Genomic DNA, 17,468 nt, shown 5'->3' on the forward strand with positions numbered 1-17,468 from the left:
AAACTCCTCAAACGGCAGACCTACGGACGAGCGGGCTTCGCCCTCCTCCGCCAGCGCATCCTGCTCAACTGACCCACGGACCAGCAGCTTCGCCCCGATCACCGGCTACGAAAATCTTGTCAGACCCGTTCGCTGTACAGACCCGGTACTCCCGCGACGGCCGCCCCGGACTCTCGCCCGCACAGCTGGCCACCGTCTGCCGTGCTGCAGTACGTGATGAACCTGTCCGACCGGCAGGCCGCCGAGGCGGTGCGCTGCCGCATCGACTTCAAGTACGCCCTCGTGCCTGGAACTGGAAGACCCCGGCTTCCATTACAGCGTCCTGTCCGACTTTCGCGACCGGCTCGCCGAGGGCGACCGCGCCGACCGGCTGCTGGGCCTCGCGCTCACGCGGGTCCGGCGGGCCGGCCTGCCCGCAGGTTGCCGTCCACCAGCTGACCGGTTACTGACAGTGCTCCGTACGCGAACAGTCCGAACGCGGTCCAGGCGAGCAGGTAACCGCCGGCGAATTGGGCCGTCCGGGCGACACGCACCGCGCCGGCCGACTGGCGGCCTATCGCTCGGGCCCAGGTGATGGCCACCGGCACCACCGACGGAAACATCATCGCCACCATCATGATCACCCATAGCGGCAGGAAGACCGGCAGCGCCAGGCCCATCGTTCCGGGCTCCATCGCCATGTCGCGGGACTGGGCGATGGTGAGGACCCATGCCAAGGCGGCCAGTAGAACCATCAGGATCCACGCGATAGCCAGATCGCGCCTTGGCAGGAGAACTACGGGCTCTTTCGGCGCCGCGGGGACGGAGCGGAAATGCGGCATGGCGCTCTCCAGGGGCTTGCTCTGCCCTGATCATGACTCTTCGAGCAGATCACCAGAACCGCGGGGTACAAAAACGCGCGGACCGGTCTCGGCGACCCATGTCAGTGTCGTCAGGCCGTGTCGGTGGGGGTGGCCTCGATGATGTGGCAGATGACGCCGGGTTCGCCGCGGTCGGCGGCCTGGTCGGCGCGGTCGCGGGCGCTCTTCAGTGTTTCCCGGAGGGTCTGGAGGTCCTCGATGCGGCGGTCGATCTCCGCGAGGTGTTCGTCGAGGAGGCTGGTGACCAGGTCGCAGGGCTGCGCGCCCTGGCGCTGGAGGTCCAGAATGCGCTTGATTTCCTTCAGACTCAGGCCGAGGGCTTGGGCCTGGCGGATGAAGTGCAGTTCGGGCAGCGCCTTCTCGGGATAGCTGCGGTATCCCGCCGCGGTGCGCTCCGCCGGGTCGATGAGGCCGTTCGCCTCGTAGAGGCGTACGGCTTTGGGGCTCAGTCCGGCTTGTTTGGCCACTCGGCCGACGGTCAGCATGGGCTCGGTCTCCTGTGGTTGCGGGGATGCTGTCAGTGTGCGCTTGACCTTGCCCTAGGGGCAAGGTTTTAGCGTCAGGGTCATGACCACCACTGACATACCTGGAGCCGCCGCGGCGCCGGTGCGGGCCGAGCCGACGCGCACGGTTGATCTGTCGATCACGGGCATGACCTGTGCCTCGTGTGCGGCACGGATCGAGCGGAAGCTGAACAAGCTGCCGGGGGTGAGCGCGTCGGTGAACTTCGCCACCGCGGGCGCTCACGTCGGCCACGGTGACGACGTGACGGCGCGGGACCTGATCGACGTGATCAAGGACATGGGGTACGGGGCCGCCCCGCCCGCTCCGCCTGCCGCGGCCGGTGCGGAAAGCCAGGCAACCGACGCTGAGGGGTCCACCGGCGCGGAGGAGCGGCACGTACGGGCCCTGCGGGACCGGCTGATCGCTTCTGCGGTGCTGACGGTGCCGGTCGTGGTGATGTCGATGGTTCCGGCGACGCAGTTCCGGTTCTGGCAGTGGCTGGCGTTCGCGCTGGCCTCGCCGGTGGCGCTGTGGGGCGCCTGGCCCTTCCACCGGGCCGCCGCACTGAATCTGCGGCACCGGGCCGTCACCATGGACACGCTCGTTTCGCTGGGTGTGCTGGCGGCCTGGGTGTGGAGTGTGTACGCGCTCTTCGTCGGCGGAGCCGGTGAGCCGGGGATGCGCATGGCGGTCTCGCTGCTGCCCCGCTCGGCCGCAGGCGGGCACGGCGGTCCGGCCGAGGTGTATCTGGAGGTGGCCGCGGCGCTGACCGCGTTCATCCTGGCCGGGCGGTTCTTCGAGGCTCGCGCCCGCAGGCGCGCGGGCGACGCGATCCGGGCGCTGATCGACCTGGGCGCCAAGGACGTCGCCGTCCTGCGCGACGGGCGTGAGGTGCGGGTGCCGATCGAGCAGCTGGAGGTGGGCGAGGAGTTCGTCGTACGGCCCGGCGAGAAGATTGCCACCGATGGTGTGGTGGCCGAGGGCGCTTCGGCGGTGGACGAGTCGCTGCTGACCGGCGAATCGCTGCCGGTGGAGGTCGGCCCGGGTGACGCGGTCACCGGCGCGACCGTCAACGCCGGCGGCCGGCTCGTCGTACGGGCCTCGCGGGTGGGTACGGACACCAAGCTGGCGCAGATCGCCCGCCTGGTGGAGGAGGCGCAGACCGGAAAGGCGGCCGTGCAGCGCCTCGCCGACCGGATATCGGCGATCTTCGTGCCGATCGTGATCCTAATAGCAGCCGGAACGCTGGCCGGCTGGCTGCTGCTCGGCCACCCGGTGGCACTCGCGCTGACCGCGGCGGTGGCCGTGCTGATCATCGCCTGCCCGTGCGCGCTCGGACTGGCCACGCCGACCGCGCTGATGGTCGGCACCGGACGCGGGGCCCAGCTCGGGCTGTTGGTCCGGGGACCTGAGGTGCTGGAGTCCACCCGGCGCATCGACACGATCGTGCTGGACAAGACCGGCACCGTCACAGAGGGCCGGATGCGGCTCACCGAGATCGTTACCGCCGACGGTGAGGACCGTACGGAGATCCTGCGCTTGGCCGGTGCGGTCGAGCACGCCAGCGAGCACCCGATCGCCAAGGCGATCGCGGACGCCACCACCGAGGAGACCGGCGACCTCGCCCCCGTCACCGGGTTCGCCAATCACGCAGGGCGGGGCGTCACCGGCACCATCGAGGGCCGTCAGGTCATCGCGGGCCGGGCGAGCTGGCTCGGCGCCGAGTGGGCTCTGGAGGTGCCGCCCGCGCTGGTCCGGGCCCAGCAGCAGGCCGAAGCGGCCGGGCGTACCGTCGTGTTCGCCGCTTGGGACGGCAAGGTACGGGCCGCCCTGGTGGTCGCCGATACCGTCAAGCCGACCAGCGCCGAAGCCGTCGCCCAGTTCAAGGCATTGGGCCTGACGCCGGTGCTGCTCACCGGGGACAACGAGGCCGCGGCCCGGCACGTCGCCGCCGAAGTCGGAATCGACACGGTCATCGCCGAGGTCCACCCCGAGGACAAGGTCGCCGAGATCAAGCGCCTCCAGGGGCAGGGCAAGGTAGTCGCGATGGTGGGCGACGGCGTCAACGACGCGGCCGCCCTGGCCCAGGCGGACCTGGGGCTGGCCATGGGTACGGGCACCGACGCGGCGATCGCAGCCGCCGACCTCACCCTGGTCAAGGGAGACCTGCGCGGCGCCGCCGACGCGATCCGCCTCGCCCGCAAGACCCTCGCCACCATCAAGGGCAACCTGTTCTGGGCCTTCGCCTACAACATCGCCGCCCTGCCGCTGGCCGCGCTCGGCCTCCTCAACCCGATCATCGCCGGGGCCGCCATGGCCTCCTCGTCGGTGTTCGTCGTCACCAACAGCCTGCGGCTGCGCCGCTTCCAGCCCGCCGACCGCGCCTGAGCCGGAACACAGACCGCCCCGGCGACTTCGGTCGCCGGGGCGGTCCTGCGTGCATGGGCGTCAGGCGGCGGGCCGAGCCTTGTACTCCCCGGCCTCCTCGACCGCAGCGACGAGCGCGGCGGTTTCCACGGCGGCGCCCTCTTCCAGGCGGACGACGGTCCGCCCGGCACGGGTATCGGTGCTCGACGAGCGAACGCCGGGGAGTTCCTCCAGCTCGTCGTCGATCAGCAGGCCGCAGCTGGTGCAGTGCATGCCCTCGACGAGGAGGACCACCTCTGTACCGGCTCCTGCTCCGGCCGAGGCGTCGGACTTCGTCTTCTTACGGCTGAACAGGCTCACTTCGAGGGGTCTTTCTACTGGAAGTCGATGCTGCCGGTCTGCATGCCCATGGCGCAGGTGAAGCGCAGGGTGCCCGCCTTGCGGATACCCAGGTCCACTGTGGTGTCGCCGTTGCGCTTGACGATCTCCTGGACGCCGAGTTCCGGGATGGTGAAGGCGCGGGCACAGCCGCCGGAGTCCTTCCCATGCAGCACCAGCTTGGTGGGCACGCCCGCCTTGGCGGCGAACTGCTTGGTCTCGTAGAAGTCGGTCACCGTCAGCGTGAGGATCTGCTGCCCGGAGGTGTCGATACGGACCGGAGCCTCGGCCCCGGCCGTCTTCCCGCTCCCCGTGCCTTCCTCAGGACTGTTCTGGTCTCCGCCCTCGACGATGAACGGGCCACTCGCCGCAGGCCGCTTGGCCGGGGAGTCGAAGGAGACCCAGCCGCCGGCCTGCAGCCCGGACATGACCGTCCAGGCGGCGACCGCCAGTACCACCACACCCGTGAGGGCGGCGAGCTTGCCCGAGAGCGCCTTGCTGCTCCGCCGGAAGGCATAGCCGAGCACCGCGAACAGCGGTGCGGTGCCGAGGACGAATCCGAACATGACGGCGGCTCCCGCCAACGGCGACCCCGCGGTGATGGCGAGCAGCTCCAGGGACAGCGTCACACCGCACGGCACGAGAACCGTGGCGAAGCCGATCAGAGCCGGAGCGGCGGCCGACTCGGTCTTCGCGCTGCGCCGCAGCAGCCGGCCGAACGAGGCGGGAGGCCGCGGCGTCAGCCGTCCCACCGCCTTGACCCCGAACAGGTCAAGGGCGAACACAACCATCAGCAGCCCAGCGGCCACCACCATCGATGCCTGGACACGCGGGCTGGGCTGCAACGCCGAGCCGAAGACTCCCAGCAGCGCTCCGAGGATCGTGTGCGAGAGCAGTTTCCCGGAGAGGAAGGCACCCACCGGAGCCAGCTGCCCGGCCAACGACTCGGGCGCCGCAGGCGCCGCGACCCGCTCAGCGGTGGCCGTACGGCCTGCGGACTTCGGCCGCTTCGCGGGCGAAGCGGATACGCCAGGGACCCGGGCGGGGGTGCGGCGGGTGACCGCGCCGGCGAGTAGACCCCCTTGTACGGTGGCGCAGGAAGCGCCACCGGCGAGCAAACCGGTGCTGAGACCGGTGATGAGCAATGCGATGGACGACGGCATGCGTCGTAACTCCTGTTCTGCGACAACGGCACGCGCAGAGGGAACCCACAGGGAAATCGGGCGTGCCGAGGCGGACATGGGGACAGCGCGGCGTCCCGCGAGGCAGAGCCTCACGAGAGGGGAGCTGTCACGTCCGTGACACACACAACCGATGCAGATCAGGAGGGGGAAGTACGCGTGGCGGCGCGTTCGGCTGCGACACCAGGGCAGCCGCCGAGCAAGTGACCGTGTCCGGCGCAGCGTCGAGCACCGCCGCCGTCGGACCGTCGTTGACGACGGTCCCCTTCGGCGCCTCGCACACCTGCCGAGAGGTCGGACACTCCGGTCCGCTGTCGCTGGACTGGCTCGCCATCACCACACGCCCCGCAGGGGCATCCGAACCGACCGTCGCGGATACAACACCCATCGGGCCGGCCATCGCCATCGGCATCGCCATGGCGGAACGCCCCAACCCGGTCACGCAGAACATCAGCGCGCACGCCAGCAGCGCCCCGGACCAGGTCCGGAGCGCCGGGGGCAGGCGTCGCTTCATGCGCGCCATCGTAGGCCACTGCTTGCAGCCGCCCGGCCGCGACCACGGGGACGAACCATTACTTCCACCGATCCGGGCGACGAGACGACCTGTCGCACTTGACCTTGCCCCTGGGGGAAGGTTTTAGCGTCGTAGTGTCAGGCATGTGGAGGTCTGCTCTCCTCCGTGGACCTGCCGACGCCGCCAGAACGGATCGGAGGATGTGAGATGGACAAGCTGCTGTACCTGCTGCCGCTGCTCGCCTGCCCCATCGGCATGGGGCTGATGATGTGGTTCATGATGCGTTCCAAGCATTCGGACACCACACAGCCGCCACAGATCGCCCCCACCACCGAACAGGAGCAGGAGCTCATCCGGCTCCGCAAGGAGGTGGAGGCCCTGCGCGCAGAGATCACCCCGCAGAACCCGTCCGACAGGAACCGCACGCCGTGACCGCCATCTGGTACCCGCTGGCCGCGACTCTCCTCGCCGTCGCCTTCATGTACGTGTGCTGCATCCGCCCGATGCGGCGCAAGTCCGGCTGCTGTACGACTCCGCCCCCACGCACCCGGCAGAGCGTCGACGAGGAGATCAGACACACCCGTGAGGAACTGCGCGTGCTGCGTGAGCAGGCCGCCACGCGGGAGGCCCGCGCTCCCCGGGCCTCCGGCCGGTGACTGGGGACGAGGCCATGGAGCTGACCGTGCTGGCTGTGCCCGACTGCCCGAACGTTGCCCTACTGCTCCAGCGCCTGGAGCAGGCACTACCCGAGGCACGAGCGCCTGTCCGGGTCCACGTGATTACGACCGACGCGGAGGCGGCCCACTTCGGAATGCACGGCTCACCGACGCTGCTCGTGAACGGAATGGACCCCTTCGTCGCAGCGGGCGTCAGCACGAGTGTCTCCTGCAGGATCTACGGCGGCGCTGATGGACGCAGAGACGGCGCCCCGAGTGTCGAGCAGCTGCGGCAAGTCCTTCAACGAGGCTGAGCATTTGTTACGGGTCTACCCGGCTGCTGCCGTTGGCGCGCACCTGCGATGCCGTGGAGCTCGCCTCCTGCGATCTGCCAGGTGATGGTGTCAGATGGATCGCAGTTTCGAGTCGGCATGCCTCATGCGATCGTCCACTGTGATCCGCGGCGGGACGTTGTGCAGACTGCCAAGCATGACCGACACCGCACCACCTGCCGATACCGCTGCCGACCACGCCTGGCTCACCCCCGGGGTCAAGGGCATCGGCGCGGCCAGCTTCCTGGCCGATGTCGGTCACGAGATCCCGACCGCCCTGCTTCCTTCGCTGCTGACCTCCACCCGGGGGGTGCCGGCCGCCGCACTCGGCGCGATCGAGGGCATCTCGGACGCGCTCGCGGGAGCGGCCCGCTTCGGCGGCGGCGTCCTGGCGGACGACCCGGCCCGTCGCCGGAAGGTCGCCGTCGGCGGCTATGCCACCACCGCCGTCCTCGGCGCCGCCACCGCCGGGGCCACCGCGGTCTGGCAGGTCGGCCTGCTCCGCGCCGCCGCCTGGACCGCCCGAGGGCTCCGGGTCCCCGCCCGCAACGCGCTGCTCGCGGACATCGTCCCGGCGAAGGCGTATGGCCGCGCGTACGGCTTCGAGCGGATGATGGACAACCTCGGCGCGATCTTCGGGCCGTTGCTCGCGCTCGGACTCGTCGCCTGGCTCGGCGTTCAGTGGGCCATCGGGCTCTCCGTCATCCCCGGCCTGCTGGCCGCGGCGGCGATCGTTTACGCGATCCGCAAGACCCCGAAGCCCACGAGCCGGGACAAGGTCCCGCTCAAGATCCGGGTCAGGCCCGTCCTCACCGGCGACCTCGGCCGGCTGCTGAGCGCGGTCGCGGCCTTCGAGGTCGGCAATGTCGCCGCCACGCTCCTGATCCTGCGCGCTTCGGACCTGCTGGCGCCCGGGCACGGCACGAAGACCGCGACCACGATCGCGCTCGGCCTCTACACCGCGTACAACGCCGCCGCCACGATCGCCTCCGTCCCCGCCGGACGGCTGTCCGACCGACTCGGCACGCGCGGCCCGGTGATCGTCATGGCCGCCGGAGTCGGGGCATTCGCCCTCTCCTACGGCCTGTTCACCATCGACGCCGCCGCCATCGCCTTCCTGGCGGTCCCCTTCATCCTGGCTGGCATCGGCATCGGCGCTGTCGAGACCGCCCAGCACTCAGCCGTCGCGGCCCTGGCCCCGAAGGACCTCCGCGGCTCCGCCTTCGGCATGCTCGCCACCGTCCAGTCCCTCGGCAACCTCGCCGCCAGCACCATCGCGGGCGTCCTGTGGACCGCGGTCTCCCCGACGGCCGCCTTCACGTGCCTCACCGCCTGGATGGTGATCGCCCTGGCGGGCCTGCTCTTCTCCGCCAGCCGCGCGCGCGGGGCCACGGCCGCCTGACAGGCGAGCGCCGGCTCAACTCCCGCTTTGGGGTCGCGAATTCACACCACAGCCCGCCGTGTCTGGCCCAGGTCGCATGGAATGCGTCTCGTGATTCGAGAGGGTGATCTGCCCACGTGGTGCATGTGGTGCGCCCAAAGGGCTTCCGGCCAGGGCGTTCGCGCGAGTTGGGGCATACGTCCGACAGGCGTCGGGACAAGCCGGTTCTCGACGCTGACGGATTGGTCCCGCGCGGCGCTCTCTGTGGTGGCCGTGACCGGACGTCGTGGGCGCAAACGATGACTCTTCAGGTGGCGGATCCCGTCTGTGCAGGGGGTTTGCGGCGGTGTGCGGCGAGGGCGAGGGCTGGGCCGATGGCCAGGAGGACGGCGAGCGCCGCGTACCCGTAGGTGAGGGTGGTCAAGGTGGCGATGGCGGCGACGAGCAGCGGGCCGCCCGCATCGCCGAGTTCGCGCCCGAGTTCGGCGGCTCCCATGGTCTGGCCGAGGCGTTCTTGCGGGGTGGAGGAGGCCAGGACGGCGAAGCCCTAGGGAGTGATCAGGCCGGTGCCGACGCCGATGAGCGCGGCAGCGGTCAGGACGCCCGCCAGCCCGGGCAGCATGGCGCAGGCCAGGCCGGCGGCGGTGGTCAGCAGGCCGATGGTGATGCCGGTGCGTGCGGTGATGCGGCCGGTGTCCAGGGCACGCCCGGCCTTGGGCTGGACGATGGCCGCGTACAGGGCCAGTACCGAGACGGCTGCGCCGGTGGCCACGGTGCCGAGTCCGGCTGCCCGGCCGGAGACGGGCAGGAAGCCGACGCCGACGGAGAGGGCCGCGGTGGCACCCGCGAGGGCGGCGGTCGGATGCAGGAAGGCCGGTGCGGTCAGCTGTCGGGCGAGGTCCGCGAGGGTCTGGCGGGTGCGGGGCAGCGGTGCGACGTGCGGTACGGCGAGGGCTGCCCAGGTCGCGACGGTGGCGGCGAGTACGGCCATGACGGTGAACAGCAGCCGCAGGCCGCCCGCCCAGACCAGGACGCCTCCGAGCAGCGGGCCCAGGGTGTAGCCGATGGACTTGTAGAAGCCATAGCTGCCGAATGCCCGCCCGTGCTTGGCGGCCGGGTTGAGGCGGGCGACCAGAGCGGAGGCCGAGGGGGAGAAGGCGGAGGCGCCGACGCCCTGGCCGAGGCGGGCCGCCCACAACCAGCCCGGGCTGTCGGTGAGGGCGTACACGGCGGACGCCGCGGCGAAGGCGACGAGTCCGCCGATGAGCACGGGGCGGGCGCCGATGCGGTCTGCGAGGGTGCCGAATACCGGCTTGAGCAGCACCTCGGCTCCGTCGTAGAGCGCGAGCAGCCCGCCCAGCACCATCAGCGAGGTGACCGCGTCGGCGGAGAATCCGCCGAGGTTGGCGGCGATGCCGTGGGCGCCGAAGGCGGTGGTGAAGGCGGCGGCGTACAGCGGCCACATCTGCCGCGCCAGCGCGGGACGGGCGGCCGCGTTTGCGGTCATCGGCTCTCCTGCGAGTTCTCGGGCGGTGCGCGGAAGACCTGCTCCGCGCGCGGGCGGTATGGATCAGCCGCGTGATGCTGCGTGTTTGGCCATCTCAAGGAGGGCCTCCAGGTCGTGGGCGGCTTCGGCGGCGCACAGTCCGGTTGCCAGCAGCAGTCCGGCGGTCAGGGCGAGGGGGAGAACGCGGCTGTGCGGGGGAGGGGCCATGAGGGCCGCGACTCGCCTGGGTACGGGGCCCGGCCCGGCCTGGCCGAGGCCGAGGATGCCCAGGGCGGCGCGGGGAATCCGGGAGCGGGCACGGGTGTGCCTGGCGGCAAGGGCCGCCTTGCCCACGGTACGGGCGACCCGTCGCCGGTCGCCGGTGGTGGCCGCGCTCTCGTCGGCCCATCGCTCGATGGTGACGGTGACGGTGGCGGCGAGGGGCCGGAGCAGCGGGTCGGCCGCGGAGGCGAGCTGGGCGAAGACCACGAACAGGTAGTGGTGGTGCCTCAGGTGGGCGCATTCGTGAGCGAGCAGGGCTTCGTGCTCGGTGGGGTCGAGGGCGTCGAGCATCCCGGTGGAGACCACGATGCGGCCCGGACGCCCGGGGACGGCGTAGGCCTCGGCGGCCGGGTCCTCGACCACGACCAGTTGGTCCCGGCCCGGCATGCACGCGGCTTCGGCAGCGGCCGCAGAACACCCCACTGGGTCTTCCCTGTTCTGGCCCCGCAGTCGCCTCTCCAAGCACTCCCGGGGGTCCAGGCAACCGGCTCCCTGTGAATCCTGCGGCCGACCTCTCGGGCAGGGCATCAGCATGCGCGCCCCGCACGGGCTGACATCCGCGTCCACTCGGGTCGGCCGCGGTGCTCCATCTGCCACGCGGATCTCGGGGCTGTGGTGTTCCAGCCACACCGTACGGATTACCGGGAAGCTGGAGGCCTCACCCAGGTCGTCACCTCGTACGTACGGCCGCGAGCCTGGTCGTCCAGAGACTTGACCACCAGCACGGTGTCGAGGTCTTCGAGCTCGGGGTCCGCCAGCGGCAGGATCAGCTTGTAGCCGGCCCGGATCTCCTCCACCCACGCCCCGGTCCGCCCACGGAATCGGATCTTCTCCTGCTGCGCCTCTACGACGTAGAACTGGTCCGTGCGTTCCTCGCTGGCTCGCCCTGTCCCCCGGATCCGGTCACGGCGGAACGGGGGCGGCCGGCGGTACGGACGGCGACGGCATGTGGCCCCCGGCGGTACCGCCGGGGGAGGAGCACCCGGACGACCTTCTCACCGACCAGGGAGCCGCGGCCGTGTTGGGAACGCGGGCTTCCACCGTCCGGGACTACGGCACGGGCGGACACCTGCCCGTCGTCCATCGGCACGGCCGCACCTGGTACTGCCGGGCCGACCTCGAAGCCCGGCTCAGCGCGGGCGATCAGCGCCACCAACCCCTCCTCACGGTACGTGGTCGCCATCGGCCCCGGCGACCTGCAAGCGCGTCCGGGTACGACGACGTTCTCCACTCTCATCGAGCCCGCACGCCGGGGGGGCCGCCGGGGAGGCAGACTACTGGCGCGGCGTGATCGCGAAGGCGCCACCGAAGCCGGTCTGCGACGACACCATCACCCAGTAGAGCCTTGGGCCGTGCGGAGGCATGGGCGGGGCAGACGAGGAGGTGTCCAGCCGTTCGACCGAGTCGGAGACGGATGCGGGGGACCTCCCGAGCCGTGGCGTGCCTGCCACCCAGGGGAGGTTTGTGGAGGACCGGCAAGTCCCTGGTGGGGCGGGGTCTCTCTCGGCAGGTCAGCTAACTATGCCTTGATCATGGTCTTGGAATTCTCCGCGTACGGGGCGTCCTTGAGCGTCGGCATCGCCGACGGGCCGAAAACGCCCGGCTGGACGGCGTCGGCGTCCTGCCCGAGGCGGCAGTCGCCGCGCGAGCCGTCCAGCACCGCGAGCCCGGAGGCGGGGAAGGTGGCCCGGCCGAGCGGGGTCGAGCAGCGCTCGGCGAGCGCGTCGGTGACCCGGGGCAGCACCTGCGACTGGGTGAAGAGGCTGTGCCCGCCGGAGTCGGCGGCGACGGTGTTGACCCACGGCATGCCCTGGGTGCGGCGCAGCGCGTCGCGGATGCCGTCCACGCTCCGGGCCTTGCTGAGCCCCAGGCCGGTGTCGGAGGCGCGCATATTGCGCGCGTTGGGGTCGTTCAGGGCGTACGCGCTCTTGTCGGTCCACGGGAGGGCGAGCTCGCCCAGGGAGCTGACGACGGGCCCGTAGCGGGTCCACCACTGGCTGCGGGTGACCTCCGTGGTGCGCCCGTCCGCGCCGCGCACGGGCACCGTGACGGTGCGCTTGGTCATCCGCTCCGCCTTGCCGTCCACGAGGTACGCGGTCGGGTCGGACGGCGCCGGCGTCAGCTGGAAGAGGTTGAGGGTGACGCCGGTGGCGACGGTGTGGCTCCAGGCGATACGGGAGGTGTGCCCGATGGAGACGCCGGTGGTGCCGAGCAGCGATCCGCCCATGACGTCGAGTTCGCCGGGGACCGTCTGCTGGGACTGCCAGAAGCGCCGGCCGCCCTGCCAGGGGTAGTGCGGATTGCCGAGCAGCAGCCCGCGGCCGTTGGCGGCGGTGCTGCCGCGGAAGGCGACCGCGTTCGAGCCCATGTCCCGGCCGTCCTGGGCGAACAGCGCGCGGGCGGCGTCGGCGGGGTCCGCGCTCTTCGCGACGGCGGTGCCCTTCGCGGGTGCGGCGGCCTTCGTGGCAGCGCCCGGCGGCCGGGCCGTCGTGATGCCGTCCACGCCCCGGCCCTGCCCGCCGAGCACCGAGATCGCGAAGCCGCGCCGGGCCACGTCGAGGGCCGACACCGGCTTGACCCAGTCCTTGCCCCGGCAGGCCGGGTCGCGGACTGGGTTCTTCCGCAGCCAGGCGTTGTAGCCCGCCGCCCAGCCGCGCATCAGGTCCTTCGCCTGCCGGCTGGGGCCCTGGGGAGCGGGGCGGTCCAGCAGCTTCTCCACGGTCCGCGCGTCGCGGACGCCGCGGAAGAAGAGGTCGCTGGCGAGGTTGGTGCTCGCGGAGGAGAGCGAGCCGTCCGGTGCGGCGTCCGCGCCGAAGTGGCGGGAGCGCTCGCCGCGTACGGTCGCGAACCCGTCGGCGAGCGTGCACACTTCGTCGGCCGCCTGCGCCCAGCCCTCGCCGAAGCCGAGGTTGGGGTAGTCCTTCGCGACGATGTGCGGAATTCCGTACTCCGTATAGCGGATGACGGCGGAGAGACCGCCGCCGGACGGGTGCGGTGACGGCGGGTCCTGCCCCGCGCCGGACGCGCTCGGCGGCAGTCCGGCGGCGGCGGTCAGCAGGGCGACGCCGGTGATGAGCAGGCGGCGCAGCGGAGGACGCAAGAGCAACGTGACTCCCAACAGGGTTGGAGACCAGTGGTGTTGCGTGCACGGAACACGTGGCATTGAACGATTGGACAATCGAGCACGGTTCACCGGTCACTCACGCAGCTCATGTGATGCTCTGTCAACACCTCTGACCGGGTGCCGCGCCGGCCACACCGATCAGTGCCGGCTCGCGCGCCCCGTCGCCGCCGGCCGCCCCGCTCCGTTCGCCGTCATTGCCCGCCCCGCCCGCTCCGTAGGCCCCGCCCGCGCTGACTGTCCCGTCCGCCCCGTCCAACGCGCCGGCCCCGTCGGCCTCGCTCGGTCCGGTCAGCTCGACGCGGAACTTCTCGACCATGTCCCGCGCGTGGTGCAGCCCGAGCCGGTGGAATATCCGGTGCAGCTCGTCCAGCTCCGTGATGACCTGCTCGCGCGGATGTCCCAGCCGCGCCTGCGACTTCACCAGGCCGAGCCGGGACAGGGTCGCGCCGCGCGGCTCGTGCATGGCGCTGAACTCGCGCAGCGCTCCCGCGTAGACCTCCCGGGCCTCCTCGTAGCGCCCGGCGCGGAAGAGCACGTTGCCGCGCATCTTGTGGTTGTAGGCGAGCGCGCTCGCCAGGTCCATCCGGCGGCAGATGCCCTCGGCCTCGGTGAGCAGTTCCAGCGCGGTCCGCGGGTCCCGCTGGACGGAGAGTACGTCGGCGATGCCGCGCAGCGCCCACGCCAGGCCGCGCGCGTCCTCGGCGTGGGCGGCTATCTCGGCGGCCTCCTCGAACATCGCGAGCGCTTTGTCGTACCTGCCGGTGTTGCGGTGCATCTGGGCGATGCCTTCGAGCGCCCACACCATGTGCCGGGCCTCGCCGTGTGCGCGCCCCTCCGCGAGCAGCTGTTCGTGCAACTCGGCGACGGCCGCGTAGTCGCCCTGGATACGGCCGGTCTCGGCGAGCCCGGCGAGGCAGTAGCCGCGCGCGACCCGGTCGCCGCTGCTGCCCGCCAGTTCGGCGGCGGCGGTGAGCCAGCGGCGGGCAAGCGGCAGGCCGCCGCACTGGCGGGCCAGCGTCCCGCCGCTCCACAGCGCCCACGCCATCGCCGCCGGATCGGCGCTCCGCCGCGCCGCGCGATAGCTCTCGCGCCAGGCGCTCTCCGCCTCGGCCACCCGCCCCAGCCGCCGGTTCGCCTCGGCGACGGCGAGCGCGGCGCGGGCGTACTCCAGATCCGAGGACGCGTTCCGCTGTTCCTCACCGGCTTGCGTCAGCACGTCCTCGTACGACGAGTTCACGGAGAGCGAGGAGCCCAGGTTGCCCTGGTACTCGGGAGCGAATGCCTTGCCGTACATAGGTGCTCGACTTCCTGATCGGTGGGGCCACTGATCAAGAAGTTACGGGTGGGAAGGGGGGTAGCGAATCCCTCTCTACGCTGGTCATAGGTCCGACTGAAGTAGCTGATGGGAGGTCACCGCGTCATCACCGGGACGCCCCCGCGTCATCACCGAGGCGTACGGGAGGGGGCGGCGATCCCCTAAGGGGACGATCGCCTTCCGGGCCGCCGGGCCCGCGCTTCGCCGCGCTCCGGTCGATGTCCCGGGTCCGCGCTCCGGGTCCGCCGGGGCCAGGGTTCCGGTCCCGCCGGGGTCCGCGCTCCGGGTCCGGCGAGGTCCGCGCCTCCGGTCCGCCCGGTCCGCCCGCTCCTCCGGGGGCCTACGCTCCGGCCCCGCCGGCCCGCTCGCCCGGCTGCCCGCCGCCGGCCACCGTCTTCGCCCAGCGGTAGTCCGCCTTGCCGCTGGGGGAGCGCTGGATCCGGTCCGCCAGGACCAGGCTGCGCGGGATCTTGTAGCCGGCGAGGCGGGCCCGGCAGTGCTGCTGGACCGCGTCGAGGGTCAACGGGTCCGCGCCCCGCCGGGGCTGCACGACGGCCGCGACACGGTTGCCCCACTTCGCGTCCGGGACGCCCGCGACCAGCGCGTCGTAGATGTCGGGGTGCGCCTTGAGCGCCTGCTCGACCTCCTCCGGATAGACCTTCTCGCCCCCGGTGTTGATGCACTGCGAGCCGCGCCCGAGGACGGTCAGCACGCCCTGTTCGTCGACCGTCGCCATGTCGCCCAGCAGCACCCACCGCTCGCCGCGCGCCTGGAAGAAGGTCTCGGCGGTCTTCTTTGGGTCGTTGTAGTAGCCGAGCGGCACATGTCCGCGCTGTGCGATCCGCCCCGGCACGCCGACCGCCACCGGCTCGTGGGTCGCCGGATCCACCACGGCCGTACGGTCGTTGACCCGCAACCGGAACCCCTTCGCCGGCCCGGAGTCGTCGGTGGCCGTGCCGTTGAAGCCGGACTCCGAGGAGCCGAAGTTGTTCAGCAGCGTCACATGCGGCAGCAGCGCCCGGAACTGGGCGCTCACCGTCTCCGACAGCACCGCCCCGGAGCTGCTCACGCTGAACAGCGCCGAGCAGTCGGTGCCACGCAGCGGCCCGGCGAGGGCGTCCACCAGCGGGCGCAGCATCGCGTCGCCGACCAGTGAGATGCTGCTGACCTTCTCCCGCGCGACCGTGCGCAGCACCTCCTCGGGCGCGAACTTCCGGTGGATGACCACCTTCTGGCCGAAGTTGAAGCCGATGAAGGCGGTGAGCGTCGAGGTGCCGTGCATCAGCGGCGGGGTGGGGAAGAAGACGATGCCCTCGCCGCCGGCCGCGACCCGCTCGGCCAGTTCCTCGGGGCGCTTGACCGGCTCGCCGGTGGGGGCGCCGCCGCCGAGGCCGGAGAAGAAGAGGTCCTCGTGCCGCCACATCACGCCCTTGGGCATGCCGGTGGTGCCGCCGGTGTAGATGATGAGCTGGTCGTCGGCGGAGCGCGGCCCGAAGCCGCGCTCCGCCGAGCCGGCCGCCTCGGCGTCGGTGAAGGCGATGGGAGTGACACCGGGTTCCGGCGCGCCTTCGGGGGCGTCGCCGACGCGTATGAGGTGGCGGAGTGTGCCGGTGTGCGGCAGGGCGGCCGCGACCCGGGCGGTGAACTCCGCCTCGAAGACGAGCGCGACCAGGTCCGCGTCCCGGTAGAGGTAGATCAACTCCTCTTCCACGTAGCGGTAGTTGACGTTCACCGGTACGGCCCGGATCTTGAGGCAGGCCCAGACGGTCTGCAGGTACTCGACGCCGTTGTACAGGTGCAGTCCGACGTGGTCGCCCTGCCGTACGCCGCTGTCCAGGAGGTGGTGGGCGAGCCGGTTGGCGGCCCGGTCGAGCTGCCGGTACGTCAGCCGCCGCTCGGCGCCGCTGCCGGGGTGGTCGATGTGGACGAGCGCCTCGCGGTCCGGGACCACATCGACCACCGACTCGAACAGGTCGGCAAGGTTGTACTCCACGTGTCCTCCTGACCCGGATACCACTGACTCGGCCCGCTCGGTTCGTGCGACTCGCTCGGCCGTCATTAGAGCGCTCCGCCGCACAGGTGGGAAGGGGCGCCGCAGAAAGAATCTGACTGACAGTCAGATATCTATTGAACTCCCTCCGCACCTACTGCAACCTGTTCTACGTCTTGAGGCGGGACGTCGGGCCCGCCGGGGCGCCCGGAACGACGCGGCCCGGCCACGACCCCCGCGCGACTTCCGGAGGGATACCCATGGGCGGCACCGAACACCTCACCGTGCAGCGCGAAGGCGCGACACTCGTGCTCACCCTGAACCGGCCGGAGGCGAAGAACGCCCTCTCGCTCCCGATGCTGGTCGGGCTGTACGACGGCTGGCTCGCGGCCGACGCGGACGACGCGATCAGGTCCGTCGTGCTCACCGGCGCGGGCGGCGCCTTCTGCGCCGGCATGGACCTCAAGGCCCTGGCGGCCGGCGGTGGCATGGCCGGGGAGCAGTACCGGGACCGGATGAAGGCCGACCCCGATCTGCACTGGAAGGCGATGCTGCGCCACCACCGCCCGCGCAAGCCGGTCATCGCGGCCGTCGAGGGCCACTGCGTCGCGGGCGGCACCGAGATCCTCCAGGGCACCGACATCCGGGTCGCCGCCGAGAGCGCGACCTTCGGGCTGTTCGAGGTCAGGCGCGGGCTGTTCCCCATCGGCGGCTCGACCGTACGGCTCGCCCGCCAGGTGCCGCGTACGCATGCGCTGGAGATGCTGCTGACCGGGCGCCCGTACACCGCTCGGGAAGCCGAGCGGATCGGGCTGATCGGCCACGTCGTGCCGGACGGCGGCGCACTGAAGAAGGCGCTGGAGATCGCCGAGCTGATCAACGCCAACGGCCCGCTCGCGGTCGAAGCCGTCAAGGCGTGCGTCTACGAAACGGCGGAACTCCCCGAGGCGGAGGGGCTCGCGCTCGAACTGGAGCGCGGCTGGCCGATCTTCGACACCGCCGACGCCAAGGAGGGCTCGACGGCCTTCGCCGAGAAGCGCCCGGCGGTCTTCCGCCGCCGGTGAACGACCGCCGCGCCCCCGCTCGCGGACCCGAGGT

Annotated in this window: 16 protein-coding genes and 2 pseudogenes; 6 read left to right on the plus strand and 12 right to left on the minus strand. The window is 71.5% G+C overall.

What is annotated here, in order from left to right; translation table 11 throughout:
* Positions 1–146: 146 nt before the first annotated feature.
* A pseudogene (locus tag QMK28_RS19855) lies at positions 147–412 on the plus strand (transposase); the annotation flags it as partial.
* Here the strand turns inward: QMK28_RS19855 and QMK28_RS19860 are convergent.
* Positions 387–821 carry a copper chaperone gene (locus tag QMK28_RS19860; protein ID WP_326439811.1) on the minus strand — a complete coding sequence of 145 codons (435 nt, stop codon included), beginning with the start codon at positions 819–821 and terminating at the stop codon, positions 387–389. The pseudogene QMK28_RS19855 and the gene QMK28_RS19860 sit on opposite strands and share 26 nt — an antisense overlap.
* A gap of 110 nt (positions 822–931) precedes the next feature.
* Complete coding sequence (locus tag QMK28_RS19865; RefSeq protein WP_326439813.1) at positions 932–1,345, minus strand: heavy metal-responsive transcriptional regulator; 414 nt, start codon at positions 1,343–1,345, stop codon at positions 932–934.
* 82 nt (positions 1,346–1,427) lie between these two features.
* Between QMK28_RS19865 and QMK28_RS19870 the strand changes: the two genes are divergently transcribed.
* Positions 1,428–3,752 (plus strand): heavy metal translocating P-type ATPase, encoded by a 2,325-nt coding sequence (locus QMK28_RS19870; RefSeq protein ID WP_326439815.1) that lies wholly within the window; start codon positions 1,428–1,430, stop codon positions 3,750–3,752.
* A gap of 60 nt (positions 3,753–3,812) precedes the next feature.
* On the opposite strand, the gene QMK28_RS19875 is transcribed toward QMK28_RS19870, so the two are convergent.
* Together QMK28_RS19875 and QMK28_RS19880 are read right to left on the minus strand one after the other, a co-directional pair.
* Positions 3,813–4,091 carry a heavy metal-associated domain-containing protein gene (locus QMK28_RS19875; protein ID WP_326439817.1) on the minus strand — a complete coding sequence of 93 codons (279 nt, stop codon included), beginning with the start codon at positions 4,089–4,091 and terminating at the stop codon, positions 3,813–3,815.
* Positions 4,092–4,105: 14 nt separating this feature from the next.
* Complete coding sequence (locus QMK28_RS19880) at positions 4,106–5,272, minus strand: urease accessory protein UreH domain-containing protein (RefSeq protein ID WP_326439819.1); 1,167 nt, start codon at positions 5,270–5,272, stop codon at positions 4,106–4,108.
* Positions 5,273–6,011: 739 nt separating this feature from the next.
* On the opposite strand from QMK28_RS19880, the gene QMK28_RS19885 reads away from it, so the two are divergent.
* The 3 genes from QMK28_RS19885 (at position 6,012) to QMK28_RS19895 (ending at position 8,194) form a co-directional block, all read left to right on the plus strand.
* Complete coding sequence (locus QMK28_RS19885; protein WP_326439821.1) at positions 6,012–6,236, plus strand: hypothetical protein; 225 nt, start codon at positions 6,012–6,014, stop codon at positions 6,234–6,236.
* A complete protein-coding gene (locus QMK28_RS19890; protein ID WP_326439823.1) occupies positions 6,233–6,460 on the plus strand; it encodes a hypothetical protein in 228 nt (75 codons plus the stop codon). Before QMK28_RS19885 ends, QMK28_RS19890 begins: the two co-directional genes overlap by 4 nt.
* Positions 6,461–6,949: 489 nt before the next feature.
* Positions 6,950–8,194: an MFS transporter gene (locus tag QMK28_RS19895; protein WP_326439825.1), complete on the plus strand. Its 1,245-nt coding sequence runs from the start codon at positions 6,950–6,952 to the stop codon at positions 8,192–8,194.
* A gap of 286 nt (positions 8,195–8,480) precedes the next feature.
* On the opposite strand, the gene QMK28_RS34340 is transcribed toward QMK28_RS19895, so the two are convergent.
* From QMK28_RS34340 to QMK28_RS19930, 8 genes and pseudogenes are all read right to left on the minus strand, one after another.
* On the minus strand, positions 8,481–8,669 hold the full coding sequence (locus QMK28_RS34340) for a hypothetical protein (protein ID WP_443050773.1): 189 nt from the start codon (positions 8,667–8,669) through the stop codon (positions 8,481–8,483).
* 51 nt (positions 8,670–8,720) lie between these two features.
* On the minus strand, positions 8,721–9,680 hold the full coding sequence (locus tag QMK28_RS19900) for an MFS transporter (RefSeq protein WP_443050774.1): 960 nt from the start codon (positions 9,678–9,680) through the stop codon (positions 8,721–8,723).
* A gap of 63 nt (positions 9,681–9,743) precedes the next feature.
* Entirely contained in the window at positions 9,744–10,364 is a 621-nt protein-coding gene (locus QMK28_RS19905) for a M56 family metallopeptidase (protein WP_326439826.1), read from the minus strand.
* Positions 10,365–10,579: 215 nt separating this feature from the next.
* Positions 10,580–10,738, minus strand: coding sequence for a hypothetical protein (locus tag QMK28_RS19910; RefSeq protein ID WP_326439828.1), 159 nt, complete (start codon positions 10,736–10,738; stop codon positions 10,580–10,582).
* A 477-nt stretch (positions 10,739–11,215) separates the two neighbouring features.
* Positions 11,216–11,392 carry a hypothetical protein gene (locus QMK28_RS19915; protein WP_326439830.1) on the minus strand — a complete coding sequence of 59 codons (177 nt, stop codon included), beginning with the start codon at positions 11,390–11,392 and terminating at the stop codon, positions 11,216–11,218.
* An 89-nt stretch (positions 11,393–11,481) separates the two neighbouring features.
* Positions 11,482–13,047, minus strand: a pseudogene (locus QMK28_RS19920) (penicillin acylase family protein); the annotation flags it as partial.
* A gap of 118 nt (positions 13,048–13,165) precedes the next feature.
* Positions 13,166–14,359 (minus strand): tetratricopeptide repeat protein, encoded by a 1,194-nt coding sequence (locus tag QMK28_RS19925; RefSeq protein WP_326439832.1) that lies wholly within the window; start codon positions 14,357–14,359, stop codon positions 13,166–13,168.
* A gap of 361 nt (positions 14,360–14,720) precedes the next feature.
* Positions 14,721–16,373, minus strand: a complete 1,653-nt coding sequence (locus tag QMK28_RS19930) for an acyl-CoA synthetase (RefSeq protein ID WP_326439834.1) — start codon at positions 16,371–16,373, stop codon at positions 14,721–14,723.
* 257 nt (positions 16,374–16,630) lie between these two features.
* Here QMK28_RS19930 and QMK28_RS19935 point away from each other — a divergent pair, with 257 nt between their 5' ends.
* Positions 16,631–17,434, plus strand: a complete 804-nt coding sequence (locus QMK28_RS19935) for a crotonase/enoyl-CoA hydratase family protein (protein ID WP_326439836.1) — start codon at positions 16,631–16,633, stop codon at positions 17,432–17,434.
* Positions 17,435–17,468: the final 34 nt, after the last annotated feature.

Source organism: Streptomyces sp. H27-D2 (genome assembly GCF_035828615.1).
In the GTDB taxonomy this organism is placed as follows: Bacteria; Actinomycetota; Actinomycetes; order Streptomycetales; family Streptomycetaceae; genus Streptomyces.